This window comes from Streptomyces sp. TLI_053 (assembly GCF_900105395.1).
Taxonomy (GTDB): Bacteria; Actinomycetota; Actinomycetes; order Streptomycetales; family Streptomycetaceae; genus Kitasatospora.
In genome coordinates, this window is sequence record NZ_LT629775.1 from 5,719,620 (window position 1) to 5,746,009 (window position 26,390).

Annotated in this window: 18 protein-coding genes and 1 pseudogene; 13 read left to right on the forward strand and 6 right to left on the reverse strand. The window is 75.7% G+C overall.

Going from position 1 to position 26,390, the window contains the following annotated elements:
- Positions 1-699 precede the first annotated feature (699 nt).
- The 3 genes and pseudogenes from guaA (at position 700) to BLU95_RS44280 (ending at position 3,569) form a co-directional block, all read left to right on the forward strand.
- Positions 700-2,295 (forward strand): glutamine-hydrolyzing GMP synthase, encoded by a 1,596-nt coding sequence (gene guaA, locus BLU95_RS23540; protein WP_093861750.1) that lies wholly within the window; start codon positions 700-702, stop codon positions 2,293-2,295.
- A gap of 197 nt (positions 2,296-2,492) precedes the next feature.
- Positions 2,493-3,086: pseudogene (locus BLU95_RS44275) on the forward strand (DoxX family membrane protein); the annotation flags it as partial.
- A gap of 69 nt (positions 3,087-3,155) precedes the next feature.
- Positions 3,156-3,569, forward strand: coding sequence for a QcrA and Rieske domain-containing protein (locus BLU95_RS44280; protein WP_231978827.1), 414 nt, complete (start codon positions 3,156-3,158; stop codon positions 3,567-3,569).
- A 43-nt stretch (positions 3,570-3,612) separates the two neighbouring features.
- On the opposite strand, the gene BLU95_RS23550 is transcribed toward BLU95_RS44280, so the two are convergent.
- Positions 3,613-3,828, reverse strand: coding sequence for a hypothetical protein (locus BLU95_RS23550; protein WP_045937775.1), 216 nt, complete (start codon positions 3,826-3,828; stop codon positions 3,613-3,615).
- Entirely contained in the window at positions 3,825-5,366 is a 1,542-nt protein-coding gene (locus BLU95_RS23555) for a PspC domain-containing protein (RefSeq protein ID WP_093861752.1), read from the reverse strand. Before BLU95_RS23555 ends, BLU95_RS23550 begins: the two co-directional genes overlap by 4 nt.
- 132 nt (positions 5,367-5,498) lie before the next feature.
- On the opposite strand from BLU95_RS23555, the gene BLU95_RS23560 reads away from it, so the two are divergent.
- The 3 genes from BLU95_RS23560 to pcrA all read left to right on the forward strand — a co-directional run bounded on the left by BLU95_RS23560 (position 5,499) and on the right by pcrA (position 10,480).
- Positions 5,499-7,025 carry a PspC domain-containing protein gene (locus BLU95_RS23560; RefSeq protein ID WP_502689740.1) on the forward strand — a complete coding sequence of 509 codons (1,527 nt, stop codon included), beginning with the start codon at positions 5,499-5,501 and terminating at the stop codon, positions 7,023-7,025.
- Positions 7,018-7,695, forward strand: coding sequence for a LuxR C-terminal-related transcriptional regulator (locus BLU95_RS23565; RefSeq protein WP_093861754.1), 678 nt, complete (start codon positions 7,018-7,020; stop codon positions 7,693-7,695). Before BLU95_RS23560 ends, BLU95_RS23565 begins: the two co-directional genes overlap by 8 nt.
- Positions 7,696-7,804: 109 nt before the next feature.
- On the forward strand, positions 7,805-10,480 hold the full coding sequence (gene pcrA / locus BLU95_RS23570; RefSeq protein WP_093861755.1) for a DNA helicase PcrA: 2,676 nt from the start codon (positions 7,805-7,807) through the stop codon (positions 10,478-10,480).
- Positions 10,481-10,562: 82 nt separating this feature from the next.
- Here the strand turns inward: pcrA and BLU95_RS23575 are convergent, their stop codons facing one another.
- Positions 10,563-11,384, reverse strand: coding sequence for a M23 family metallopeptidase (locus BLU95_RS23575; protein WP_093861756.1), 822 nt, complete (start codon positions 11,382-11,384; stop codon positions 10,563-10,565).
- Between the two features lie 297 nt (positions 11,385-11,681).
- On the opposite strand from BLU95_RS23575, the gene icmB reads away from it, so the two are divergent.
- Complete coding sequence (gene icmB, locus BLU95_RS23580; protein WP_030393356.1) at positions 11,682-12,089, forward strand: coenzyme B12-dependent isobutyryl CoA mutase small subunit; 408 nt, start codon at positions 11,682-11,684, stop codon at positions 12,087-12,089.
- Positions 12,090-12,180: 91 nt separating this feature from the next.
- On the opposite strand, the gene BLU95_RS23585 is transcribed toward icmB, so the two are convergent.
- Both BLU95_RS23585 and BLU95_RS23590 read right to left on the reverse strand, forming a co-directional pair.
- Positions 12,181-13,761, reverse strand: a complete 1,581-nt coding sequence (locus BLU95_RS23585) for a DUF5691 domain-containing protein (protein WP_093861757.1) — start codon at positions 13,759-13,761, stop codon at positions 12,181-12,183.
- A 136-nt stretch (positions 13,762-13,897) separates the two neighbouring features.
- On the reverse strand, positions 13,898-15,223 hold the full coding sequence (locus BLU95_RS23590) for an SWIM zinc finger family protein (RefSeq protein ID WP_093861758.1): 1,326 nt from the start codon (positions 15,221-15,223) through the stop codon (positions 13,898-13,900).
- 190 nt (positions 15,224-15,413) lie between these two features.
- Here BLU95_RS23590 and BLU95_RS23595 point away from each other — a divergent pair, with 190 nt between their 5' ends.
- The 5 genes from BLU95_RS23595 (at position 15,414) to sucD (ending at position 22,613) form a co-directional block, all read left to right on the forward strand.
- Positions 15,414-16,508 (forward strand): ATP-binding protein, encoded by a 1,095-nt coding sequence (locus BLU95_RS23595; protein WP_093861759.1) that lies wholly within the window; start codon positions 15,414-15,416, stop codon positions 16,506-16,508.
- Positions 16,509-16,560: 52 nt separating this feature from the next.
- Complete coding sequence (locus BLU95_RS23600; RefSeq protein ID WP_093861760.1) at positions 16,561-18,903, forward strand: DUF5682 family protein; 2,343 nt, start codon at positions 16,561-16,563, stop codon at positions 18,901-18,903.
- Between the two features lie 77 nt (positions 18,904-18,980).
- Entirely contained in the window at positions 18,981-20,171 is a 1,191-nt protein-coding gene (locus BLU95_RS23605) for a VWA domain-containing protein (protein WP_093861761.1), read from the forward strand.
- Between the two features lie 365 nt (positions 20,172-20,536).
- The gene (gene sucC, locus BLU95_RS23610) at positions 20,537-21,709 is read left to right on the forward strand and encodes an ADP-forming succinate--CoA ligase subunit beta (protein WP_093861762.1); all 1,173 of its coding nucleotides are present in this window, start codon (positions 20,537-20,539) and stop codon (positions 21,707-21,709) included.
- A 19-nt stretch (positions 21,710-21,728) separates the two neighbouring features.
- The gene (sucD, locus tag BLU95_RS23615) at positions 21,729-22,613 is read left to right on the forward strand and encodes a succinate--CoA ligase subunit alpha (protein ID WP_030393363.1); all 885 of its coding nucleotides are present in this window, start codon (positions 21,729-21,731) and stop codon (positions 22,611-22,613) included.
- Positions 22,614-22,765: 152 nt separating this feature from the next.
- Here sucD and BLU95_RS23620 read toward each other — a convergent pair whose 3' ends face one another.
- A complete protein-coding gene (locus BLU95_RS23620) occupies positions 22,766-24,787 on the reverse strand; it encodes a sigma factor-like helix-turn-helix DNA-binding protein (protein ID WP_159424977.1) in 2,022 nt (673 codons plus the stop codon).
- Positions 24,788-24,922: 135 nt separating this feature from the next.
- Between BLU95_RS23620 and BLU95_RS42430 the strand changes: the two genes are divergently transcribed.
- Positions 24,923-26,389 carry a cell division protein PerM gene (locus tag BLU95_RS42430; protein WP_093861764.1) on the forward strand — a complete coding sequence of 489 codons (1,467 nt, stop codon included), beginning with the start codon at positions 24,923-24,925 and terminating at the stop codon, positions 26,387-26,389.
- Position 26,390: the final 1 nt, after the last annotated feature.

Consider the following 26,390-nt stretch of genomic DNA (forward strand, 5'->3'; position numbering starts at 1 on the left):
CCATCGGGAGAACCTCTTCCGAACAGCATCGTGCTGGACGAAGGGCTTGCTCTGCAACCGATTCGGCATGATTCGGTACAGGCCGTTTCCGGCCGGGCCGGTCGCCGGCCCGGGTCGGGGCGGTCCCACCGGGTGCCGGACGGGGTGACGGCGGGGCGACATCGATGATCACCGTGTGTAGTGGCTCCGCTCGGAGCGCACAGAGACGCGCGTAGCGGCGCGGGGACGGGGACCGGGGTGCGCCGGGATCGCACCGGGTGCGGCGGCCGGCACCGGGCGTCCCCGGCGGCCGACCGCCCCACCTCCTTGGTCCAGTCGCGGCCGGGGTCGCTGTCCCCTGCTGGCCGGCCGCAGCACCCGCGCACGGTCCCACGGCGCGGCGCTCCCCGGTCTGACCGGTTCCGCGACCGCGCCACGCGCGCCGGTGGACTGGTTGAGCTCCACGCGTGGTCCTGCACTGCCGTACGGGGCGCCCTGGCCGGGGCGGGGTGACGCGTCTGGCGGACGCGGCGCGGTCGTACGGTCCGCCCGGAGCAACGAACCGGCCGCCGCGACGGTCACGGCCGCGGGGGCGGGCAGACGAGTGAAACCGGCCAGCCCGGTAGACTCGACGGCAGACCCCCGCCCGTCGCCCGGCGCACACCCTCCGAGGGGCGCGCCGTGTGCGACACCTTTCGTACCGCTGCCGGAAGGCCGTCTGTGTCCTCTGCTACTCCCGTCCAGTCCGTGCCTGAGACCGACACCGTCCTGGTCGTCGACTTCGGTGCCCAGTACGCCCAGCTCATCGCCCGACGGGTGCGTGAGGCCAGGGTCTACAGCGAGATCGTGCCGAGCAGCATGCCGGTCGCCGAGATGCTCGCCAAGAACCCGAAGGCGATCATCCTGTCCGGCGGACCCTCGTCGGTCTACGAGGACGGCGCCCCGCAGCTGGACCGCGCGATCTTCGAGGCCGGCGTGCCGGTCTTCGGCATGTGCTACGGCTTCCAGCTGATGGCCAAGACGCTCGGCGGCACCGTCGACAACTCCGGCGCCCGGGAGTACGGCCGCACCCCGCTGGTCGTCTCGCGCACCGGCTCGACCCTGTTCGAGGGCGTCCCGGCCCAGCACTCGGTGTGGATGTCGCACGGCGACGCCTGCTCGGCGGCCCCGGAGGGCTTCACCGTCACCGCCTCCACCGACGTGGTGCCGGTCGCGGCCTTCGAGAACGACGAGGCCCGGCTCTACGGCGTCCAGTACCACCCCGAGGTGCTGCACTCGGACCACGGCCAGCAGGTGCTGGAGCACTTCCTGTACCGCGGCGCCGGCCTCGCCCCCACCTGGACCACCGGCAACGTGGTCGAGGAGCAGGTCGCGCTGATCCGCGCCCAGGTCGGCGACAAGCGCGCCATCTGCGGTCTGTCCGGCGGTGTCGACTCCGCGGTCGCGGCCGCCCTGGTCAACAAGGCCATCGGCTCCCAGCTCACCTGCGTCTACGTCGACCACGGTCTGATGCGCAAGGGCGAGACCGAGCAGGTCGAGAAGGACTTCGTCGCCGCCACCGGCGTGCAGCTGAAGGTGGTCGACGCCAAGGAGCGCTTCCTCACCGCGCTGAAGGGCGTCAGCGACCCGGAGGAGAAGCGCAAGATCATCGGCCGGGAGTTCATCCGGGTCTTCGAGCAGGCGCAGGCCGAGATCGTCGCCGAGGCCGGCGAGCACGGCGAGTCGGTCGACTTCCTCGTCCAGGGCACCCTGTACCCGGACGTGGTGGAGTCCGGCGGCGGCACCGGCACCGCCAACATCAAGTCCCACCACAACGTCGGCGGCCTGCCCGAGGACCTGCAGTTCTCGCTGGTCGAGCCGCTGCGCAAGCTGTTCAAGGACGAGGTCCGGATGGTCGGCCAGGAGCTGGGCCTGCCGGAGGAGATCGTCCAGCGCCAGCCGTTCCCGGGCCCCGGTCTGGGCATCCGGATCGTCGGCGAGGTCACCGAGGAGCGGCTGGACCTGCTCCGCGAGGCCGACGCGATCGCCCGCGAGGAGCTGACCGCGGCCGGCCTGGACCGCGAGATCTGGCAGTGCCCGGTGGTCCTGCTCGCGGACGTCCGCAGCGTCGGCGTCCAGGGCGACGGCCGGACCTACGGTCACCCGATCGTGCTGCGTCCGGTGTCCTCCGAGGACGCCATGACCGCCGACTGGTCGCGCCTGCCGTACGACGTGCTGGCCCGCATCTCCACCCGGATCACCAACGAGGTCCGCGACGTCAACCGCGTCGTGCTGGACTGCACCAGCAAGCCGCCGGGCACCATCGAGTGGGAGTGAGCGACTCCCCGCCCCGGCCGGTCCCGAACCGGTTCTGAACGACCGTGCCGCCGCTCCCGTACCGGGGAGCGGCGGCACGGTCGTTCCGTGTCCGCGGGCACCCGGCGGGTGGGCCGTCCCACCGAAAGCGTTCACGACCGGGCAGAATGCGTCCGGACCTGTCAGGCGGTGACGGGCCGGCGAGGAAGGTGTGGGGAATGTCGGAGGCCAGTAGCTCCGTGGCGGCCGGGCCGGGTCCGGCCGCCGGCATCGGCGACGGTACGGCCGGACCGCCCCCGGGCGGCGGCGAGGGTTCGGGGCCGGCGGGCAGAGCCGGGCGGGTCGCCGCCTGGAAGGCGGCCGGCTCGCGGCTCGCGCTGCTGCCGCTGCGACTCTTCCTCGGGGTCACCTTCGTCTACGCGGCGCTCGACAAGCTCTCCGACAGCCACTACCTGGCCGGCGCCGGCGACCCGGCCTCGTTCGTCTCGCAGACCCGCGCCGCCAAGGGCTCCAGCCCGATCTCCTTCCTGCTCGGCCCGGCCCTCGACCACCCCACGCCGTTCGCCCTGCTGGTCGCCTTCGGCGAGCTGGCGGTGGGTCTGGGCACCCTGCTCGGCCTCTGGGGCCGGCTCGCCGCCGCCGGCGGGGCCCTGATCGGGCTCAGCCTCTGGCTCACCGTCAGCTGGAACGTCTCGCCCTACTACCTCGGCAACGACCTCGTCTATCTGATGGCCTGGACGCCGCTGCTGCTGGCCGGCACCCCCCACCTGTCGGTGGACGGCTACCTCGCCCGGCGGGCCGGCCGGGACCGGCTCCGCGGCCTGGCCGAGGACCACGTCCGGCGGCGTGCCCTGATGGACGGCGGCATCGCGGCCGTCGCGATGGGCGGGGCCGGGCTGCTCACCGGCTCGCTCACCGCCACCTTCGGACGGGACGAGCCCGTCGCGAAGGCGAAGCAGCCCGCGGCCCCGGCGCCGGCCGGCCCGCCGGTCACGGTCGACGCCGCGAGCGTCCCGGTCGGCGGCTCGGCCCAGGTCAAGGACCCGGTCAGCGGCGACGCGGTCTACGTGGTGCAGCCCAAGGCGGGCCAGTACTGCGCTTTCTCCTCGGTCTGCACCCACTCCGGCTGCGCGGTCGACGCGCCCAAGAACGGCCAGCTGTACTGCCCGTGCCACGGCTCCCGGTTCGACGCGGCGACCGGGGCGGTGCTGAACGGGCCGGCCACCAAGCCGCTGCCGAAGTACCCGGTCACCAAGGAGGGCGACAAGCTGCGCCTGGGGCCGGTGGAGGGCTGACGCCCCGCCGGGGGCCGGTCCCGCGGAGGACCGGCCCGTACGGTCAGTCCTGCCGGGGCTCCTCCGGCCGGGAGCGGCGCACCGCCGCCGCCACCGCCCCGGCCAGGCCGCCCAGGCCCAGCACGATGAAGGTCACCGGGATGACGATCCGGCCGTTGACCGAGACGTCGTTCACCGCCGCCACCAGGTAGAGCACCGCGATCACGGTGAACAGGCCCCCCGCGATCAGCGAGAAGAGATCGAGCTGGTGCTTCCTCACTTCTGGACCACCTTGATGTTGCCGAGCCCGATCCGCAGCGCGAGGTCGAGCGTTCCCTTGGATGTCTGTCCGTTCGCCGGCAGCACCTGGTAGCTGCGCCTGCCCGGGCCGTTGTCGGGGCCGTCGAGGCCCGGTGCCTGGACCTGGCCCAGCCCCACCTCGGTCCGTACGTTCACCGTCACGTCGGACGGCACCGTCACGGTCATGTCCCCGGCGCCGAGTTCCACCTCGGTGGCCAGGGTCGCGCCGGCCGGGTCGAGCCCGCCGAGGTCCAGCCGCACCGTGCCGACCCCCAGCGTGTACTTGGGTTCCAGCCGGCCCGCCGTGACGGCCGTCCAGGTCCGCTCGCCGAGCAGGTTCTGCGCCGAGACCGAGGACTGGCCGACCACGGTCAGCGCGACGGTCAGCAGTACACCCGGGACCACCAGCCGGCGGGCCCGGCCGAACTTCGCGCCGAGCAGCAGGGTCAGACCGATCACCAGCAGCGCCGTCGCCAGCACACCGCCGGCGCCCACCGTCCCGCCGTCGGCGGAGGCGGACCAGACCGCGCTGGCCGCGCCCACCGCCAGCAGCAGGCCGATCAGGCCGAGCGGGGAGCGTTCGCGCCGGTGCACCACCACGGGCGGGTGCGGCGCGGACGGCGTGGTCGGACCGGTCCCCTTGCGCAGCGGGTCGCCCTCCGGCAGGTCGGTCCGCTGCCACCAGGGCCGGGCCGGGGTGCCGTACGGCGGGGTCGGGGTGCCGTACGGCGGCGCCGGGGGTGCGGGCGGACCGGGCGGTGCGGGCGCCTCCCCGCCGTACGGATTGCGCTCGGGGTGGCGCGGGTCCCACAGGTAGCCGGTCGGACCGGCGTGCGGGGTGTCGGCGGGGACGGTGCCGGCCGCCCGCTCCCGGGCATGCCGGGCCCGGGCGTCCTCGTCCTCCTCCGGCGGCCAGCGGTAGCCGCTCGCGGTGACCCCGGCGGCCGGTCCGGCGTCCGGGAAGTGGCGGTCGTACGGGCCGCCCGCACCGTGGGCGTGCGAGTGCCCGAACCCGTGGCCGCGGCGGCGGTTGCGCCGGCCCCGGATCCGGCCGCGCCGGCGCTCCGGGTCGTAGCGGACGGCGAGGAACACCATCCCGCCGAGCAGCAGCAGCGGGAACAGCTGGTCGCCGTCGCCCATCGAGGAGAAGAAGACGCCGGTGCCGATCACGGTCAGCAGCACCGCGCCGACCGACTGGCCGTCCACCCGTCCGGTGAGCACCCGCTGGAGCTCGGTGCGGCCCGAGCGGCCGCCGCCCTTGCCGTCCGCGCCGGGCTCGGTCGGCACGATCAGCCAGGCGAGTCCGTACAGGAAGAGGCCGAGACCGCCGGAGAGGCAGAGCACGACCGTGACGACGCGGAACACCACCGGGTCGATGTCCAGGTGCCGGCCGAGACCGCCGCAGACGCCGGCGACGACGCGGTGGCGCTCGGCCCGGGTCAGCGGCGGCCGGTCGGCGGCGCTCCGGGCGCCCGGCCCGGCCTCGTGGAGCTCCTCGGTACGGTGGTCTTCGGTCATGCCACCATCCTGGTGGGTGCCGGAGCCCCGCCCAACCGGTCCCGCCCCTGCTCGGACCCTGACTTGTCCCTGAGAAGGGTCAGGGCTCCACCCTGATGCGTGCGGGTCCGCCCGCGTGGAACGATCGGTGCCGTGGCAGCACCCGGTTCCGATCCCCGTTCCCCAGCCCCCGAGCCCGCGTCGGCCGGGGGCGGCGACCCGTCCGCCCCCGGCGACGGCAGGCCCCCGTACCGCAGGCTGTACCGCAGCCCGCAGGGGCGGATGCTCGGCGGCGTCGCGCACGGACTGGCCGTCCACCTCGGACTGCCCGTCAGCTGGGTCCGGATCGCCTTCGTGGTGCTGTTCTTCGCCCAGGGACTCGGCGGGCTGCTGTACGCGGCGTTCTGGTTCGTGGTGCCGATCGGCATCGGCGAGCCGGCCCCGCGCGGCGGCGGCCCGCACTGGCTGTACGTCAACGGCACCTTCGTCCCGGTGGGTGCCGGGACGGTGGCGGGCGGGGAGCTGGGCAAGGGCGGCGGCCGGCGCGGCGGGGAGCTGAACAAGGACGGCGGCCGGCGCGGCGGGTGGATCGGCCGGATGCGCGAGGTGCTGCAGCACACGCTCCGCGGCGAGCCGGTCGAGCTGGGCGAGGCGCCGGCGGCCGCGGCGGCCGGTACCCAGCCGGCCGGTACCGGCCGGGGCCAGCGGCAGGGCGGCCTCGGTCAGCTGGCCGCCCTGGTGATGCTGGTGATCGGCGTGATCGCGCTGCTCAATGCGCTCAACGTGCAGACCGCCAAGCCGTACACCTGGCCGCTGCTGGCGATCGGCGTCGGTGTGGCGCTGGTCTGGCGGCAGGCCGACGACTCGCGCTGGCAGCGCTGGTTCGGTCTGGAGGAGGGCGAGAAGCGGCGCGGCGCCTACACCCGGGTCGGCGCGGGCGTGCTGCTGGTGGTGGCCGGCATCATCGCCTTCCTCGCGACCCAGGGCAGCGGCTCGACCATCGGCTCGGTGGTCGAGGCCTCGCTGGCGGTGCTCGCGGGTGTGCTGGTGCTGGTGGGGCCGTACGCGCTGCGGATGTGGCAGGACCTCGGCGCCGAGCGCACCGCCCGCATCCGGGCCCAGGAGCGCGCCGAGATCGCCGCCCACGTGCACGACTCGGTGCTGCACACGCTGACCCTGATCCAGCGCCGGGCCGAGGACCCCAAGGAGGTGCTGCGGCTCGCCCGCGCCCAGGAGCGCGAACTGCGGCTGTGGCTCTACCGCCCCGAGGCGGTCGCCGAGGCGGCGCCGGACACCATGGCGGAGAGCCTGCGGGCGGTGGTCGCCGAGGTCGAGGACCGGCACGGGGTCCCGGTCGAGGTGGTCGTCGTCGGCGACTGCCCGATGGACGACCGGATCGCGGCCCAGATGCAGGCCGCGAGGGAGGCGACCGTCAACGCGGCCAAGTACGGTGGCGGGGGACCGGTCCAGGTCTACGCCGAGGTCGAGGGGAGGACCGTGATGGTGTTCGTCCGCGACCACGGACCGGGTTTCGACCCGGACACGGTGCCCGAGGACCGGATGGGCGTACGCGAGTCGATCCTCGGCCGGATGAAGCGCAACGGCGGCACCGCACGGGTGCGGCCCGCGCCGGACGGCGGGACCGAGGTCGAGCTGGAGATGGAGAGGGCCAATGACTGAGGCAGCGCCGGAGCGCCGGGCGAGGGTCGTGCTGGTGGACGACCACCGGATGTTCCGGACGGGGGTGAGGGCCGAGATCGGGCGCACCGAGACGACCGGTATCGACGTGGTCGGCGAGGCCGACGACGTGGAGTCCGCGGTCCGGGTGGTGGCCGAGACGCGGCCGGACGTGGTGCTGCTGGACGTCCACCTGCCCGGCGGGGGCGGCGTCGAGGTGCTGCGGCGCTCGGCCGGGCTGATGGGCGACCCGGGAGGGGTGCGCTTCCTGGCGCTCTCCGTCTCGGACGCGGCGGAGGACGTGATCGGCGTGATCCGCGGCGGTGCGCGCGGCTACGTCACCAAGACGATCACCGGGACCGACCTGGTCGACGCGATCTTCCGGATCGGCGACGGGGACGCGGTCTTCTCGCCCCGGCTGGCCGGGTTCGTGCTGGACGCCTTCGCGGCGACCGACACCCCGCCGGTGGACGAGGACCTGGACCGCCTCACCCAGCGCGAGCGCGAGGTGCTGCGGCTGATCGCCCGGGGGTACGCGTACAAGGAGATCGCCAAGCAGCTGTTCATCTCGGTGAAGACGGTGGAGAGCCACGTCTCGGCGGTGCTGCGCAAGCTCCAGCTGAGCAACCGGCACGAGCTGACCCGCTGGGCGACCGCCCGCCGGCTGGTCTGACCGCCGGCTGGTCCGACCGGCGGCGGCCCCGTCCCGCCCCTCCCGGTCCGGGGGGCCGGGCGGGGGCCGGGCGGGGTTGTCGGTGGGTGGCCATAGACTCGTCATTGCCATGAATAGCCTCTTTGACGACCTCCCGCTCCCCGGTTTCGAGGCCCCCGCCGCCGGGTCGAAGCAGCCCGCGCCGCCGATCGACGAGGAGCCGCCGCCGTACGAGGACGACGTCCCGTACGACGCCTTCGAGGAGGCGATCCCCGAGGGGCTGTTCCACACCGACCACGCCGCGCAGGCCGAGCGGGACGCCTTCTACCGCAACGGCGCCGCCCGCCCGGTGATCGACCCGGCGGCGCTGCTGGAGGGCATGAACGACCCGCAGCGCGAGGCCGTGCTGCACGCCGGCTCGCCGCTGCTGATCGTGGCCGGCGCCGGCTCCGGCAAGACCAGGGTGCTCACCCACCGGATCGCCCACCTGCTCGGCGCCCGCGGAGTCCAGCCCGGCGAGGTCCTGGCGATCACCTTCACCAACAAGGCGGCCGGCGAGATGCGCGAGCGCGTCGAGCAGCTGGTCGGCCCGCGCGCCCGGGCGATGTGGGTGTCCACCTTCCACAGCGCCTGTGTGCGGATCCTGCGCCGCGAGTCCAAGGTGCTCGGCTTCACCTCGTCGTTCTCGATCTACGACTCGGCCGACTCGCAGCGGCTGATGGCCCTGGTCTGCCGCGACCTCGACCTGGATCCGAAGCAGTACCCGCCGAAGTCCTTCACCTCGAAGGTCAGCAACCTCAAGAACGAGCTGATCGACGAGGAGACCTACGCCGACCAGGCCGCCAACCCGATGGAGAAGAAGCTCGCCGAGGCGTACTTCCTCTACCAACGGCGGCTGCGCGAGGCCAACGCGCTCGACTTCGACGACATCATCATGACGACGGTGAACCTGCTCCAGGCCTTCCCCGACGTCGCGGAGCACTACCGGCGGCGGTTCCGGCACATCCTGGTCGACGAGTACCAGGACACCAACCACGCCCAGTACATGCTGGTCCGGGAGCTGAGCGGCGGCGCGGTCGCGGCCGCGCCGAAGCGCACCGTCGACGGCGACCTCGTCGACCCGGCGGCCGGCCGGCTCGCCGAGGTGCCGCCCGCCGAGCTGTGCGTGGTCGGTGACGCGGACCAGTCGATCTACGCCTTCCGCGGCGCGACGATCCGCAACATCCTCCAGTTCGAGGAGGACTACCCGAACGCCACCACGATCCTGCTGGAGCAGAACTACCGCTCCACCCAGACCATCCTGAGCGCCGCCAACGCGGTCATCGAGCGCAACGCCAACCGGCGCGCGAAGAAGCTCTGGACGGCCGGCGACGACGGGGAGAAGGTCGTCGGCTACGTCGCGGACGACGAGCACGGCGAGGCCCAGTTCATCGCCGACGAGATCGACCGGCTCACCGACGCGGACGCGGCCAGGCCCGGGGACGTCGCGATCTTCTACCGGACCAACGCGCAGTCCCGCGTCTTCGAAGAGGTGTTCATCCGGGTCGGCCTGCCGTACAAGGTCGTCGGCGGGGTGCGCTTCTACGAGCGCAAGGAGGTCAAGGACGTCCTCGCCTACCTGCGGGTGCTGTCCAACCCCGAGGACACCGTGCCGCTGCGCCGGATCCTCAACGTGCCCAAGCGCGGCATCGGCGAGCGAGCCGAGGCGATGATCGACGCGCTGGCCGCCCGCGAGCGGATCTCCTTCGCGCAGGCGCTGCGGCGGGTGGACGAGGCGTACGGCATGGCCGCGCGCTCGGCCAACGCGGTGAAGAAGTTCAACGAGCTGATGGCCGGGCTGCGCCAGGTCGTCGAGTCCGGGGCGGGACCGGCCGCGGTGCTGGAGGCGGTGCTGGAGGAGACCGGCTACCTGGCCGAGCTCCAGGCCTCCACCGACCCGCAGGACGAGACCAGGGTGGAGAACCTCCAGGAGCTGGCCTCGGTCGCTCTGGAGTACGAGCAGGACCCGGGCGAGCGCCCGGACGCGGGGGAGGACGGCGCGCCGCCGGTCGGCTCGCTGCCCGACTTCCTGGAGCGGGTCGCGCTGGTCGCCGACTCCGATCAGATCCCGGATGCGCAGCAGTCCGGGACAGCAGGAGGAAGCCCGGACGGGGACGGCGAGGGCCGGGGCGTCATCACGATGATGACCCTGCACACCGCCAAGGGCCTGGAGTTCCCGGTGGTCTTCCTGACCGGCATGGAGGACGGCATCTTCCCGCACATGCGGGCGCTCAACCAGGTCAAGGAGCTGGAGGAGGAGCGGCGGCTCGCCTACGTCGGGCTCACCCGGGCCCGGCAGCGGCTCTACCTGACCAGGTCGGTGCTGCGCAGCGCCTGGGGGCAGCCGGCGTACAACCCGGCCTCGCGGTTCCTGGAGGAGATCCCGGAGACGCTGGTGGAGTGGAAGCGCACCGGGGGCGCCCCGGCGCCGGCCGCGCGCGGCTTCTCCTCGGGGTCGTCCTGGGGCGGGAGGTCCTCGGGCGGTTCCGGCGGCTCGGGCGGTTCGTCGCGCGGGGGTTCCGCGCGCGGTACGGCGGCGGCCTCGCCGAAGGCGGGCTGGGGGCAGTCGGCGCGCCGTGCGGGCGCGGCGGTGGAGCGGGAGGTGGTCGCGCTGGCGGTCGGCGACCGGGTCACCCACGACACCTTCGGGCTGGGCACGGTGGTGGCCACCGCCGGGGTCGGCGACAAGGCGCAGGCCACCGTGGACTTCGGTACGGAGGGCCGCAAGCAGCTGCTGCTGCGCTACGCGCCGGTGGAGAAGCTCTGACCGGGGCGCGATCCGGTCCGGTGCCCGACCCTGGCCCGACCGGGGTCCGACCGCTCGCTCGGACCACCCGGCCCGCGCTGTCTCAGCGCGGGTCGAGGCCCTGGGCGAGGAACCAGGGCAGCGGGTCGACGGGGGCGCCGCCGTCGGCCGGGCGGATCTCGAAGTGCAGGTGCGGTCCGGTGCTGTTGCCGCTGCTGCCGACGAAGGCGATGACGTCGCCCGCCTTCACCGTGCCCTTGCGGATCTTGTACGACCGCAGGTGGCAGTACCAGGCCTCGGTGCCGTCGGCCATCTTGAGTATGGTCATGTAGCCGTACGAGGGGTTCCACTGGGTCCGGATCGTGCCGTCCGTGACGGCCATGACGGCGGTGCCGCCGTCCACCGGGAAGTCGATGCCGGTGTGCCGCTTCGCCCAGTGGGTGCCGGCCGCGCCGAAGACCTCGCCCAGGCCGTGCTGGGCCACCGGCATCGCGATCTTCGGGCGCTCCGGCGGGGCCTGGTCGGTCGTGGCGACCTGGGCGGCGGGCTGACCGGCGGGACCGTCCCCGGCCTGGGTGCCGGTGAGCGGCTGGCGGGCGTCGCCCCGGGAGGCGGCCTGGGCGCCGGCGGCGGCGAGCGCCTGCTGGGCGGCCTGGGTGGCCTGGGCGTTGTCCGCGGCGCCGGCGGCGGTGGTCTGCTCGGGGATCCGGCCGGCGGCCTGGGCCCGCTGCTGGTCGGCCTCGCCCTGGACGGTGACGGCGGCCGCGGCCGCGACACCGAGCGCGGCCACCGAGGGCAGCGCGACCCGCAGCAGCGCCGTCCGGGTCGCGGCCTTGGCGGCGTCGCGGCGCTGGGCCCGGGACTGCTCACGGGCGGCGACGCGCAGTTCCGCACGGGTCGGGCGAGGTGCGGCTTCGGGAGCCATCGCGGCTGCCTCCTCGGGCGCGTCGTCGGGCGAGGGGGTAAACGACCGAGACTGTAGCCGCAAGCCCGACATCCGGACAAAAGTCCGGTTGTCAAGGGGCTGTGGGCGTGCGCTTGCGGGGGTAGAACCGGGGGAGGGGCGGTGGCCGCCTGTGATTTTCCCCTCCTCTTGAGGGGCGGCGGGCCCAACCGGGGCGGGTGGCGCTAACCTCCCCTCAGATTGGTTATTGCTCGTTAACTCCGGCCCATGCCCACAAGGCCCGGCGGGGTGATGGACGACGAGGTCCAGGAGGCAGTGATGGGTGTGTCAGGACCGATCCGCGTGGTGGTCGCCAAGCCGGGGCTCGACGGGCACGACCGAGGCGCCAAGGTCATCGCGCGCGCCCTGCGCGACGCCGGCATGGAGGTCATCTACACCGGCCTGCACCAGACGCCGGAGCAGGTGGTCGACACCGCGATCCAGGAGGACGCCGACGGCATCGGCCTGTCGATCCTGTCCGGCGCGCACATGAGCCTGTGCACGCGGGTGCTGGAGCTGCTGAAGGAGCGGGACGCGGCGGACATCAAGGTGTTCTGCGGCGGGATCATCCCGCCCGAGGACATCGTCGAGCTGAAGGCGATGGGCGTCGCCGACATCTTCACCCCGGGCACGCCGACCACCGAGGTGGTCGCCTGGGTCACGGCCAACCTGCGCGCCGCCGGCTGACGGCCGGGCCGGGGCCGTTCGGCCCCGGCTGGTTCGGCCCGCGCCGCATCCCCCCGCGCGGCATCGCCCCACGGGCCGGGGCGGGCCCGGGTCAGGCCGCCAGCTCGGCGAGCATCGCCTCGCGGAACCGCAGCGTCCCGGCCAGCCGGGTGAAGGTCTCGCCCCAGGCGGTGGCGGGCGCGGCCCCGGCGGCCAGCTCCTCGACCGCCCCGGCGGCCGCCGGCGAGAGCGCCCGCTCGGTCATGCCCAGCACGCCGCTGTGGCTCCACGGGTAGGCCCCGGAACCGGCCGCCCGGGCCAGGGCCCCGACCACGGCGGTGGAGAGCGGCGGCGTCCACGGGGTGGCGCAGGCCCCGAGCAGCTGGAAGGCGTCCCCCAGGCCGTGCGCCTCGACGAAGGCGGCCGTCCAGACGGCGCGTTCGGCGGGCGGGAGCACCGCGAGCAGCTTGGCCGGGGCGCCGGTGGCGCGGGCCGTCCGCCCGGGACCGGGGACGGGCGGGGGGCCGAGCAGGGCGCGCGCCCAGTCGGGGTCCTGCTGGCGGACGGCGGCCCGGGCCCACGCCTCGCGCAGGTCGTCCGCCCAGGTGCTGCTGGTCTCGTCGATGGCGTCGCCGACCCGCAGGCCGAGCAGCCGCTCCGGCGTCAGGCCGGTGTGCGCGGTCCACAGGGCCAGTGGCGCGGCGGCGATCACCTCGCCGAACCACCAGGCCCGTTCGCCGCGCCCGGTGGGCGACTTGGGCGGTATGCCGTCGCGCTGCATGGCGGGGTCGCAGGCGGCCGGCGGAGTGACCAGCAGATGGGTGCCGTGCTCGGAGAGCCGGACGGCGGTGCGGGCGCGCTCGGCCATCCGGGCGGCCAGCGCGGAGCCGGGCAGGGTGGAGAGCAGCTCGGCGGCGGTGGCCCGGACGTTCTTGCTGCGGTCGCCCAGCGCGGCCTCCAGGAACGGCTCGTCGGCGGGCGAGAGGCCTTCCTGGAGGGCGTCCAGGAACAGCAGCCGGTCCTCGGCCCGTTCGGTGGGCCAGGTGCCGCGCAGCAGCGCCAGGCCGGCCGCCGGGTCGCGGCGGCGGAGCAGGGTGAGGTGGGTGACCCGCTCGGCGAACAGTCCCTCGTGCCAGAGCTGGTCCCCCTCGGCGGGGGCGGTGTCCGCCGCCGGTGCCGGGGGCCGGGCGGCGCGCTGCACGAACCGCCAGTCCGGATTGCGCTCGGCGAGCCAGCGGCCGAGCGGGCCGGCCAGCGCGACCGCGTCCGGGCGCAGTTCGCTGCGGGCGCGGGCGGCGTCCAGCAGGGCGGGGACGCTCGCGGCGGGCACGCGGTAGCCGCGGTCGCGGGCGGTGGCGAGCCACTGCGGGAGCAGCTCGCCGAGGTTGGCGAGAACTCCCCCGCCGGTGCCGCGGGTGGAGAGCAGCAGCGAGAGCCGGCGGGCGGCCGCGGCGGGCAGCTCGGTCCGGTGGTCCTCGGCGGCCGGGGCGGCGGGTGGGCCGTCCGCCGGGGCGGGCAGCGCGCCGGCGCGGCGGCGGACCGTCTCCAGGGCGGCGAGTTCGAGCAGGGCGGTGGCCGGGTCGGCGCGGTCGACGGCGCCGTCGTACGGGGCGACGGGGCCGGGCGCGGGGAGCGGTCGGCGGTCGGTGCCCAGCAGGGCGGCGGTCTGCAGGGACTCCCAGGGGTCGGGCACGGGGCCTCCTCCTCCGGTGGACGGGTCGGGTCGGACGTCGGGCGGGTTCGGTCGGGTCGGGCCGGTTCGGGCCGGTTCGGGCCGGTACGGGCCGGTCGGGTCCGGCGGTGGCGCGCGCGGGCCCGGGGCGGCCGGCTCAGGGCGCGGTGAGGCCGATCGGGCGGCCGTCCGCGCCCCAGGCGGTGACCGGGGCGAAGCCCTGGTGGCCGTACTCGCCGAAGACGGTGACGGGCCGGCCGGTGGAGACGGCGGCGAGCCGCCACAGCGCGGCCTCGGTGACGGCCGCGCGGTGCACCGGGGCGGTGTGCCGGCCGTCGGTGAGCTGCCAGCCCTCGGGGGAGAGCACCGGCACGACCCCGGTGAGCACGGTCGGCCAGGCGTCCAGCCACGGGTCGTCGGCCACCGCGGTGCCGTAGCCGGCCGCCGCCTCGGCGACGCCCAGGCCGGCCGGCGGGCCGTCGGGCGCGGCCCCCGGCGCGCCGTAGCGGGTGCCGAGGACCGCCCGCAGCGGGCGGGCTCCGGGGTGGAAGGCCAGCTCGGCCTCGACCACCCGGCCGGTGGGCAGGGCGAGTTCGGGCGCCTGCCCGGGGCGGCCGAAGGCGATCAGCAGGGCCTGGCGGCCGGTCTTGGCGCCGTGCAGCCAGAGCCGACGGGTGGTCAGCCGTTCGTCGGCGCCGCCCTCCATCGGCGAGGTGCGGCTGCCGAGCACCTGCCAGCGGTCCCGGACGGTCGGGCCGGCCAGCAGCTCTGCGGTCTCGGTGGTGTAGCCGACCCGGGCGCGCACGGTCGCGGCGAGCGGCGCGGGCAGCTCGTCGAGGCGGGTCGCGGCGGTGGCGAGCAGGTGCAGCATCGCGTACTCCTCCAGCAGCCGGTGCTGCGGCAGCGCGTCGAGTTCGCGGACCCTGGTGGCCAGTCCGGGCGCCTGGGCGTCGACCATGCGGGCCGCGACCTCCTCCCAGGGGCCGGCGGTGGAGCGGTCGGCGAGGCCGTGCCGGACCCGGTCGGCGAGCCGCAGCCGCAGTTCGGCGGCGCCGGCCGCGACCCGGGCGGAGCGCTTCCCGGCGCGGCGCAGGGCGGCGGCCGGGTCGGCCGGCGCCGCCGCCCGCCCGGCCCGCTGCCCGGAGCGCTCCTGGCGCTCCTTCAGCCATTCGGCGGCCCAGTCGGCGGGCTCGGCGCCGTCCGGCACGGCGTCGGGGGAGCCGCTCCAGAGCAGCAGCAGTCCGAGCGCGTGCTTGCACGGGAACTTCCGGCTCGGGCAGCTGCACCGGTAGGCGGGCGCGGCGAGTTCGACGACCGTGCGGTACGGCGTGCCGCCGCTGCCCCGGCACTCGCCCCAGACCGCTTCGCCGTCGGTGCCCGCGGCGGACCAGGGCGCGGACGTGGAGAGCTTGCCCGCGGCCTTCCGCGAGGCGGCGTCGGGCGCGAGGGACAGGACGTGTTCGGTGCTCCAGCGTTCCTCCATGGCGACGACGTTAGGTGCCGGGTCTGACAGGCCGACCCGGCCGCCGGACGAACCGAACTGAGGTCCGGTCAGGATTGTCAGTGGTCCGGTGCAGGCTGGTTCCCGCAGGCCGGGACGCCGATCCGGCTCCCCCGACCATCCCGCCGCCCGGGCATCCGTGTGCCCGGAGGGCCGACCCGAAGGGGCCCCGATGACCGACCTCGTGACCGATGTCCTGCGGCAGCACGCGGAGGACGCGTTCGCCGCCGAGCTGGCCGCGCTGGCGGCCCTGGACGACCGTCCGCGCCCGGAGCGCTGGCGGCTCTCCCCGTGGGCCGTCGCCACCTACCTGCTGGGCGGCGAACTGGCCGACGGCACCGTGATCACGCCCAAGTACATCGGCCCGCGCCGGGTGGTGGAGGTCGCCGTCACCACGCTCGCCACCGACCGGGCGCTGCTGTTGCTCGGAGTGCCGGGCACCGCCAAGACCTGGGTGTCCGAGCACCTGGCGGCGGCGATCAGTGGCGACTCCACGCTGCTGGTGCAGGGCACCGCGGGCACCCCGGAGGAGGCGGTCCGCTACGGCTGGAACTACGCCCGGCTGCTCACCGACGGGCCCAGCCGGGAGGCGCTCGTCCCCTCGCCGCTGATGCGGGCGATGGCGGACGGCCGGATCGCCCGGGTCGAGGAGCTCACCCGCATCCCCGCGGACGTCCAGGACGGTCTGATCACCATCCTGTCCGAGAAGACCCTGCCTATCCCGGAGCTGGGCACCGAGACCCAGGCCGTGCGCGGCTTCAACGTCATCGCCACCGCCAACGACCGCGACCGGGGGGTCAACGAGCTGTCCAGCGCGCTGCGCCGCCGCTTCAACACCGTGGTGCTGCCGCTGCCGGGCTCGCTGGAGGAGGAGGTCGAGATCGTCACCCGCCGGGTCGAGCAGCTCGGCCGCTCGCTCCAGCTGCCCGAACTGCCGGGCGGAGCACAGGAGATCAGGCGGGTGGTGACCGTCTTCCGGGAGCTGCGGGCCGGCCTCACCACCGACGGGCGGACCAAGGTGAAGACCCCGAGCGGCACCCTGTCCACCGCCGAGGCCATCTCGGTGGTCACCAACGGCATGGCGCTCGCCGCGCACTTCGGCGACGGAGTGCTGCGGGCCGGTGACGTCGCGGCCGGGGTGATCGGCGCCGTGGTCCGCGACCCCGCCGCCGACCAGCAGATCTGGCGTGAGTACGTCGAGGGCGTGGTCCGCGAGCGGGACGGCTGGCAGGACTTCTACCGCGCCGCCCGAGAGAACGCCCGCTGAGCCGCGGGACCGCGGGACCGCAGGACTCGCCGACAACCGGAGGGAGGGCGCGATGAGCGCAGAGGTGACGCTGCTGGGAGTACGGCACCACGGACCGGGCTCGGCCCGCGCGGTGGCGGCCGCGCTGGAGCGGCTGCGGCCGGACGCGGTCCTGGTGGAGGGGCCGCCGGAGGCCGAGCCGATCCTCGGGCTGGCCGCCGCGAAGGACATGGTGCCGCCGGTCGCCCTGCTGGCCCACGCGGCCGACGACCCGGCCCGGGCCGCGTTCTGGCCCTTCGCCGAGTTCTCGCCGGAGTGGGTGGCGATCCGGTACGCCGTCGACCGCGGGGTGCCGCTCCAGTTCGTCGACCTGCCGGCCGGCCACTCCTTCGCCGAGGGCGCCGAGGGCGGGGACGGCGGCGCCGAGGAGGAGGGCACCGCCCTGCCGCGCGACCCGATCGCCCGGCTCGCCGAGGCGGCCGGCCACGACGACCCCGAGCGCTGGTGGGAGGACGTCGTCGAGCACCGCCGCCCCGCCGACGGCGAGGACGCGCTCGCGCCGTTCGCGGCCGTCGCGGAGGCGATGGCGGTGCTGCGCGAGGACGGCGCGGAGAGCCTGCGCGACCGGCAGCGCGAGGCGTACATGCGCGGCCGGATCCGCGCCGCCCGCCGGGCCGGCCACCGCCGGATCGCGGTGGTCTGCGGCGCCTTCCACGTCCCGGCGCTGGCGCGGACACCGGCCGTCGCCGAGGACCGCGCGCTGCTCGCCGGGCTGCCGAAGAAGGTGCGGACCGAGATCACCTGGGTGCCCTGGACGCACCGCCGGCTCTCCCAACTGGCCGGCTACGGCGCCGGGATCGTCTCCCCGGGCTGGTACCACCACCTGCACCGGACGGACGGCGACCCGCTGCCCGGCTGGCTCACCCGGGCCGCCGGCCTGCTCCGCGCCGAGGACCACCCGGTCTCCTCCGCGCACGTCATCGAGGCGGTCCGGCTGGCCCGCGCCCTGGCCGGGCTGCGCGGCCGCCCGCTGGCCGGGCTCACCGAGACGCTGGACGCCGTCCGCGCGGTGATGTGCGAGGGCTCGGACGTCGCCCTGGCGCTGGTCCAGGACCGGCTGGTGATCGGCGACGCGCTCGGCTCGGTGCCCGAGGACGCGCCGGCCGTCCCGCTCCAGCGCGACCTGGCCCGGCTCCAGCGCACCCTGCGGCTCAAGCCCGTGCCCGAGCCGCGCGACCTCGACCTCGACCTGCGCAAGGAGACCGACGCGGCCCGCTCCCGGCTGCTGCACCGGCTGCGGCTGCTGGGCGTCGACTGGGGCGTGCCGGTCCGCTCCCGGGTCGCCTCCACCGGCACCTTCCGGGAGAGCTGGCGGCTGTGCTGGCAGCCCGAGTTCGCCGTGCGGATCGCCGAGGCCGCCCAGTGGGGCACCACGGTCGAGCGGGCCGCCGTCGGCAAGGCCGTCGGCACCGCCCGGGCGGCGGCCGAACTCGCCGAGCTCACCGGGCTGGTGGAGACCTGCCTGGTGGCCGGCCTGGCCGAGGCGCTGCCCGCCGTGATGCGGGCGCTCGCCGACCTCGCCGCACTGGACACCGATGTCGCCCACCTGGCCCGCGCCCTGCCCGCGCTGGTCCGCGCACTGCGGTACGGCGACGTCCGGGGCACCGACCACGGCGCCCTCGGCGAGGTGGCCGGGGGGATCGCCGACCGGATCCGGGTCGGCCTGCCGCCCGCCTGCACCGGCCTGGACGCCGCCGGTGCCGGCGTGATGCGCGCCCACCTCGACGAGGTGCACGCCGCGATCGGCCTGCTGGGCGGGGGTGACGACCTCGCCGACCGCTGGGCCGGCACGCTGCGGTCGCTCGCCCGGCGCGAGCCCTCCGGCGGACCGGCCACCGGCGTGCCCGGACTGCTGCGCGGGCGGGCCGTCCGGCTGCTGCTGGACGACGGCCGGCTGGACCCGGCGGAGGCCGGGCGGCGGCTCGGCCTGGTGCTCTCCACCGCCAACAGCCCGGCGGACGCGGCCGGGTGGGTCGAGGGCTTCCTGTCCGGCGGCGGCACGCTGCTGCTGCACGACCCCCGGCTGCTGGGCCTGCTGGACGCCTGGCTGACCGGTGTCCCGGCGGAGGTCTTCACCGATCTGCTGCCGTTGCTGCGCCGCACCTTCGCCACCCTGGAGGCCGGGGTCAGACACACCGTCGGCAGCCGGGTGGCGGCCGGCCCGCTCGACGCCGGCGACGCCGGACCCTCGGCGGAGGCCGCCGAGGTGGACCTCGACCGGGCCGGCGCCGCGCTGCCGGTGGTCGCCCTGCTGCTCGGCCTGCCGACCGCCGCCGCGACCGGGCCGGGCGCCGGGGCCGGCCCCGGGGGCGAGCGCCCGAGGATCCCCCGGCAGGCCGGGGGCCGCGACACCTGACGGCCACCGGCCACCCCGTCCTGTCCCGTCCCCTCCCGCAGACCACAGACCGCAGACCGCACCCAGAGGAGTCCCCGATGGCCGCCGGCACCCCCCTGCTCCCCACCGCCCCCGCCGACGAGCGGCTGCGGCGCTGGCGGCTGGTCCTCGGCGGCGAGGCCGACGGCACCGGCCGCGCCCTGTACGGCCGGGACGCCGCGATGGACGGCGCGCTCGCCGCGCTCTACCGGGGCGCTCCCGAGGAGGGCCGGTCCGGGCAGCCGCGCTCCGGGCGCCGCTCCGCGGGCCTCGGCGGCTCGGCCCCGCAGGTGGCCCGCTGGCTGGGCGACATCCGCGAGTACTTCCCTTCCACCGTCGTCCAGTTGATGCAGCAGGACGCGATCACCCGGCTCGGGCTGGAGCAGCTGCTGCTGGAACCGGAGATGCTGGAGGCCGTCGAGCCGGACGTCCACCTGGTCGCCACCCTGCTCTCGCTCAAGCACGCGCTGCCCGAGACCACCCGGGAGACCGCCCGCGCGGTCGTCGGCACGGTGGTCGCCGAGCTGGAGCGCCGACTGGCCGACCGCACCAGGGCCACCGTCGGCGGCGCGCTGGACCGCAGCGCCCGGGTCGGCCGTCCGCGCCACCGCGACATCGACTGGGACCGCACCGTCCGGGCCAATCTGCGGAACTACCTGCCCGAGCACGGCACCGTCGTCCCCGAGCGGCTGGTCGGCTTCGCCCGGGCCCGGCGCGCGGTCAGGAAGGACGTGGTGCTCTGCGTCGACCAGTCCGGTTCGATGGCCGCGTCCGTCGTGCACGCGGCGGTGTTCGGTGCCGTGCTCGCCTCGATGAAGAGCCTGGACACCCGGCTGGTGGTCTTCGACACCTCGGTGGTCGACCTCACCGAGCAGCTGGCCGACCCGGTCGACGTGCTCTTCGCGACCCAGCTCGGCGGCGGCACCGACATCAACCGGGCGCTGGCCTACTGCCAGTCCCGGATCACCCGGCCGGCCGAGACGGTCGTCGTCCTGATCAGCGACCTCTACGAGGGCGGAATCCGGGACGGGATGCTCAAGCGGGTGGCCGCGATGAAGGCGGCGGGCGTCGAGTTCGTCGCCCTGCTGGCGCTCTCCGACGAGGGCGCGCCGGCCTACGACCACGCGCACGCCGCCGCACTGGCCGCTCTCGGCGCCCCGGCCTTCGCGTGCACCCCCGACGCCTTCCCGGAGATCATGGCGGCGGCGATCGGGAAGCGCCCGATCCCGGTACCGGACCGGGGGGTGTGAAAGGCCGCCGTCCGGCGGCCGCGACCGCGGTGGTCGGCCCGGCGCACGCCGGTCTCACTCGTACGGGCGAACATGGGGCGTGGACGAGCAAACCCGCCGGTCCGAGCGCCCGGCGCACGCCTGTCGGGCTTTCTGTGACGGTTCTCACCAAAGACGGGCAGGCCCCGGGCGAAACAGGCCCGTCCGGCGGGGATAACCTGCCAGACGGACGTGACGCGCGTGTGAATTGACGTGTGCGCCCGTGGCTGTGTGGGCCGCAAGGCCGTACCTCTGCGTACCCGCACCGCCCCGACGACCCGCAGCGAAGATCCTGCCGTGGCACGCTCGTAGAGACACAATCCGCGACCACGAACAAGGACAAACACGTGGACCTGTTCGAGTACCAGGCGAGGGACATCTTCGCCAAGCACGGCGTTCCCGTGCTTGACGGCGATGTCATCGAGACCCCCGAAGCGGCTCGCGCCATCGCCGAGCGCTTCGGCGGCCGCGCCGTCGTCAAGGCTCAGGTGAAGGTGGGAGGCCGAGGCAAGGCCGGCGGCGTGAAGCTCGCCGCCGACCCGGCGGACGCCGTCGCCAAGGCCGAGCAGATCCTCGGCATGGACATCAAGGGCCACACCGTGCACAAGGTGATGCTGGCCCAGACCGCGGACATCAAGGACGAGTACTACGTCTCGTTCCTGCTGGACCGCACCAACCGCACCTTCCTGGCCATGGCCAGCGTCGAGGGCGGCGTGGAGATCGAGGTCGTCGCCGAGGAGAACCCCGACGCGCTCGCCAAGATCCCGGTCGACGCCAACGAGGGCTGCACCCCGGAGAAGGCCGCCGAGATCGTCGCCGCGGCGAAGTTCCCGGCCGAGGTCGCCGACCAGGTCGCCGACGTCCTGCAGAAGCTGTGGACCGTCTTCATCAAGGAGGACGCCCTCCTCGTCGAGGTCAACCCGCTGATCAAGTCCGGTGACGGCAAGATCATCGCGCTCGACGGCAAGGTCTCCCTGGACGAGAACGCCGAGTTCCGCCAGCCCGAGCACGAGGCGCTCGAGGACAAGGCCGCGGCCAACCCGCTGGAGGCCGCCGCCAAGGCCAAGGGCCTCAACTACGTCAAGCTCGACGGTGCGGTCGGCATCATCGGCAACGGCGCGGGCCTCGTCATGAGCACCCTCGACGTGGTCGCGTACGCCGGCGAGAAGCACGGCAACGTCAAGCCCGCCAACTTCCTCGACATCGGTGGCGGCGCCTCCGCCGAGGTCATGGCGAACGGCCTGGAGATCATCCTCGGCGACGCCGACGTCAAGTCGGTCTTCGTCAACGTCTTCGGTGGCATCACCGCGTGCGACGCGGTCGCCAACGGCATCGTGCAGGCCCTCGCGCTGCTCGAGGAGAAGGGCGAGGCGGTCACCAAGCCGCTGGTCGTCCGTCTCGACGGCAACAACGCCGAGCTGGGCCGGCAGATCCTGACCGACGCCAACCACCCGCTCGTCGAGCAGGTGGACACCATGGACGGTGCGGCCGACCGCGCCGCCGAGCTGGCCAACAAGTAAGGAAGGGGACTTTCACACCATGGCTATCTTCCTTACCAAGGACAGCAAGGTCATCGTCCAGGGCATGACCGGCTCCGAGGGCATGAAGCACACCCGCCGCATGCTCGCCTCCGGCACCCAGATCGTCGGCGGTGTCAACCCGCGCAAGGCCGGCACCACCGTTGACGTCGACGGCACCGAGGTGCCCGTCTTCGGCACCGTCGCCGAGGCCATCGAGAAGACCGGTGCCGATGTCACCGTCATCTTCGTGCCGCCGAAGTTCACCAAGGACGCCGTCGTCGAGGCCATCGACGCCGAGATCGGCCTGGCCGTCGTCATCACCGAGGGCGTCCCGGTGCACGACACCGCCGCCTTCTGGGCCTACGCCGGTTCGAAGGGCAACAAGACCCGGATCATCGGCCCGAACTGCCCCGGCCTGATCAGCCCCGGACAGTCGAACGCCGGCATCATCCCGGCCGACATCACCAAGGCCGGCAAGATCGGTCTGGTCTCGAAGTCCGGCACCCTGACCTACCAGCTCATGTACGAGCTGCGGGACATCGGCTTCTCCTCGGCCGTGGGCATCGGCGGTGACCCGGTCATCGGCACCACCCACATCGACGCCCTCAAGGCGTTCCAGGAGGACCCGGAGACCGAGCTCATCGTCATGATCGGTGAGATCGGCGGCGACGCCGAGGAGCGTGCCGCGGCCTACATCGCCGAGCACGTCACCAAGCCGGTCGTCGGTTACGTCGCGGGCTTCACCGCCCCGGAGGGCAAGACCATGGGCCACGCCGGCGCCATCGTCTCCGGCTCCTCGGGCACCGCCCAGGCGAAGAAGGAGGCCCTCGAGGCCGCCGGTGTCAAGGTCGGCAAGACGCCGTCCGAGACCGCCCGCCTGGCCCGTGAGCTGTTCAAGGGCTGACGCCCCCCCGCTCGCGCACAGCGCCCCCGCCCGGCCTCGCCGGTGCGGGGGCGCTGGCGTTCCCGGGGCCGCCGCCTTCCCCCGGGCCGCCGTCGTGCCCCGGGCCGCCGTCGTGCCCAGGGGTGCCGTCGTTCCCGGGGGCGGGGCCGGGGTCAGCGCGGCGGCCGGTGCTCCGCCGGGCAGGGGCGCAGCACCCAGGAGGCGCAGCCCGGCGGCTCCGGGGCCACCGCGGCCGGCGGCGGCAGCGCCACCCCGGCCCGCCCGCCCGCCGGCGGCCGGTACGGCCCGTCCGTCCGGGGCGGCGGCGGGTCCACCACGACCGGCTCCAGCCCCGGCGTCGGCGAGCACCAGAGGCTGTGGATCCCGGACGGCGCCCCCTCCGGGAGCAGCGGCAGCAGTGCCTCCGGCTCGGTCGCGAGCGTCGGCACGGGCGCGCAGAGCACCGGCGGCGGCGGATCCGGCGGCCGGAACAGCTCGCCCGGCCCGCCACCCGCGAGCGTCGCCGCCACCGCGCCGCCGACGGCCACCGTCAGCAGCGCCGCCGCTCCCGTCCGGCCCGCGTGCACCAGCCCCTGCCGGGCCCGCAGCAGCGGCACCGGCGGCCGGTGCGGCTCCGGCACCCCGCGCACCGCGGCCCGGTGCAGCAGCCCGCACAGCCGGTCCGCGAACCCCTCCGCCGCCGGATCCGGCCCCACCAGGTCCGGGACCCAGCGGGTCAGCGCCGTCCGCGCCGCCCACACCCGCCCCTCGGCGGCCGCGACCGTGGACTCCACCTCCACCGCCACCGCCGCGGCCGGCAGGCCCAGGCCGTCGTGCAGCACCAGCGCCCGGCGCTGCGGACGGGAGAGCCGGCGCAGCGCCTTGAGCAGGGCCCGGTCCCGGTCGGTGAGGCGGTCGTGGTCCGGCAGCACCGCCTGGCCCTCGTCCGCCGGCCGCACCTTGATCCGCCGGTGCGGCAAGCGCCACGCGTGCGCCCGCCGGGGTCCACCCCGGTGCCAGGGGGACAGCGCCAGTTCGAACGCCCGCGTCCGCACCCACTGCTCGGGCTCGGCCCCGGCGGCCACCTCCGGCCACTGCCGTCGCGCCTCGCCGAACGCCCGCCCGACGCAGTGCACCGCCCGGTGCTTGCACGCGGTGAGCAGGAACACCTGCTGCACCAGCCGGGTGTGTGCCGCCTCGTACACCTCGTCGAACGTCGCCGGCGGGCGTCCACCGGTGTCGGGGGGCGGTCCGGCCGCGGCCTCGTCGGCGGCCGGAGCCGGTGCGGGTGTCGATGCCGACGCCGGTCCGGACCGGCGTCCGGGCCCGCCGGTGACACCCGTCGGGCGGGGCTCGGGGCCTCTGCCCGTCCGCGTGGGCCGGGCGGGCGAGGGCGCGGTGACCGGCGGCTGTGCGGCGGTGGGCTCGGCCGCGCCGACCGCGTCCGGCCGGGTCCTTGCGGGCTGCGGACCGGGGGCGGGCGGCACCGGTGCCGCGGCCGGGGCGTTCCGGGGCGTCGTCGTCCCCTTCGGCGCCGCCGTCGGTCGGCCGGTGCGTGCGGGCCCGGCCGTCGGAGCGGCGGGTGCCGACCGGGACGGGGCGGCCTTCCGGCCCGGGGAGTGCCCGGGCGCGACCGGGCGGCGGCCGTCGCCGTCCGCCCCGGCCTTCGCGGGAGCGGGAGCCGATGCCTTCGCCGACGCCGCCGACGCCGACGCCTTCGCCGGAGCCGGAGCCGGAGCCGGAGCCGGAGCCGACGCCTTCGCCGGAGCCGACGAGGCGCCCGGCCCCGGCGGCGGCAGCAGCGCGGCCAGAGCGGCGATCTCGGCCTGGGTGCGGGTGCCCAGCTTCCGCAGCGCCCGGTGCTGGTAGCTGCGGGCGGTGGTGGGGGTGACGCCCAGCGCGGCGGCGGTCTCGGCGAGGTCCCGGCCGTCGGCGAGATGGGCGAAGGCCTCGGCCTCACGGGCCGTCAGCCGGCGCAGCAGTGCCGCCGCGTCCGCGTCCGGCATCCCCCCGCCGTTCTGCGCGGCCCCCTCCGTCCCGGTGGTGGTGCCGGTCCGGCCCCGGCCGCCCTTGCGCTTCCCGGGGCGACCCTTCCCGCCGCGGTTCGTCGGGGCGGGCGCGGCGGCGGCTGCGGCGGGCGCGGCGGGAGGTGAGGGCTGGGTGCCGGTGCGGGCGGCGGTCGGGGGCTTGGTCATCAGACGCTCCGGGCCGGATCGGTCGCGGCGGCGAGAGGGCATGGTCTGAAAATGCGCATAAGCCAATAATCTGGGACACCCCGGCGGTTTGCCTCTTCACGGAGCATGGCGAGTCGCCTTGGCACGATGAGGCCCATGACGCAGCTGACGGGTCGTCCGATTCTGGGAGCGCCGGGCGAACTGGGGGCCAGACCCGTCCTCTCCGCCCTGCTCACCGGGGTCCGGACGGCCCTGCTCGGGCTGGCGGTGGTCACCGTTCCGGTGCTCGGGCTCTGGGTGGTGACCCCGTTCGCGGACGACGGCGCGGCCGGCGCGCTGCGACTGGCGTCCGCGTTGTGGCTGCTGGGGCACGGTGCGCCGGTGCTGCGCGGGTCGGCCGGGGTGCCGCTCTCGGTCGCACCGCTGGGGCTCGGGCTGCTGGCGGTGGGCCAGTTGCACCGGGCGGCCGGTCGGGTGGCGGCGCGCGGCGAGGGACGGCCGGGGGGCCGCGGCGGGGTCCGGGCGGTCTGGGCGGGCTACTGCGCGGTGGCCTGCGCGGTGGTGGCGCAGTGCGCGGGGGCGGGGGAGTTCCGGGCCCGGGTGGTGGCCGATCTCGCGGCGGTCGCGCTGGTGGCCGGGCTGGCGGTGGCGGCCGGTGCGCGGCGGCCGGGGGCTGCCCCGGTCGGGGCGGAGGCCCTGGAACGGGCGTTGGCCGGGTTGCCGGAGCGGGTTCGGCCGACCGGTGGCGCGCCGGTGGTCCGGGTCGCCGCGCTGGCGGCCGGGGCGGGGCTGCTGGCGGCCGGCGGACTGGTGGTCGCGGTGGCGGCGGTGCTCACCGCGGTGGGCGGGGGCGCCGGGTCGGCGGTCCTCGCCGGTGGGCCGGCGGCGGTGGCGGGAGCGTTGCTGCTGACCCTGGTGCTGCTGCCGAACACGGTGCTGTGGGGCACGGCGTACGCGCTCGGGCCGGGGTTCGCGGTGGGCGCGGGGACGGTGGTGTCGCCGGTGCGGACGGCGCTGGGCCCGGTGCCGGAGTTCCCGCTGTTCGCGCTGCTCCCGGAGCCGGGGGCGGGCGGCTGGCGGCTGGCGGTGTGCGTGCTGCCCGCGCTGGCGGGCGTGGTGCCGGGGCTGCTGCTGGGCCGGGCCGCCTCGGCGGGCGGCGGGCGGGCCGCCGGGCCGGTGTGGCCGGGCGGCCCGTGGCCGGTGACGGCGACGGTGGTGGCGGCGCTGGTGTCCGGGCTGCTGGTCGGTGCCGCGGCGGCGGGGCTGGGGTGGCTCGCCGGCGGGGCGCTGGGGGCGGGCCGGATGGCGGAGCTGGGGCCGGTGCCCTGGTGGACGGCGCCGGCGGCGGCGGGCTGGGTCGCCCTGGTGGCCGCCCCGGTCGCGGTGCTGGCGCGGTCCCGGGCGCTGCGGCCGGCGGCGGGCGGCCCCCGCGGCTCGTGGCGGGCGGGCGCCTCCCTCGTGCCGGGGGCGCTCACCGGGACCGCCCGCCGGGGCGCACTCCTGCTGCGCGCTCGCGCGTACGCGGCGGTCACCCGCCTGGCAGGAGTCCCCGGCACGGCGACGGATCCGGTGACCGCCGCGGCTCAGGACACCCCCGGTGTCCCCGGCGGCCGGGCGCGGTGAT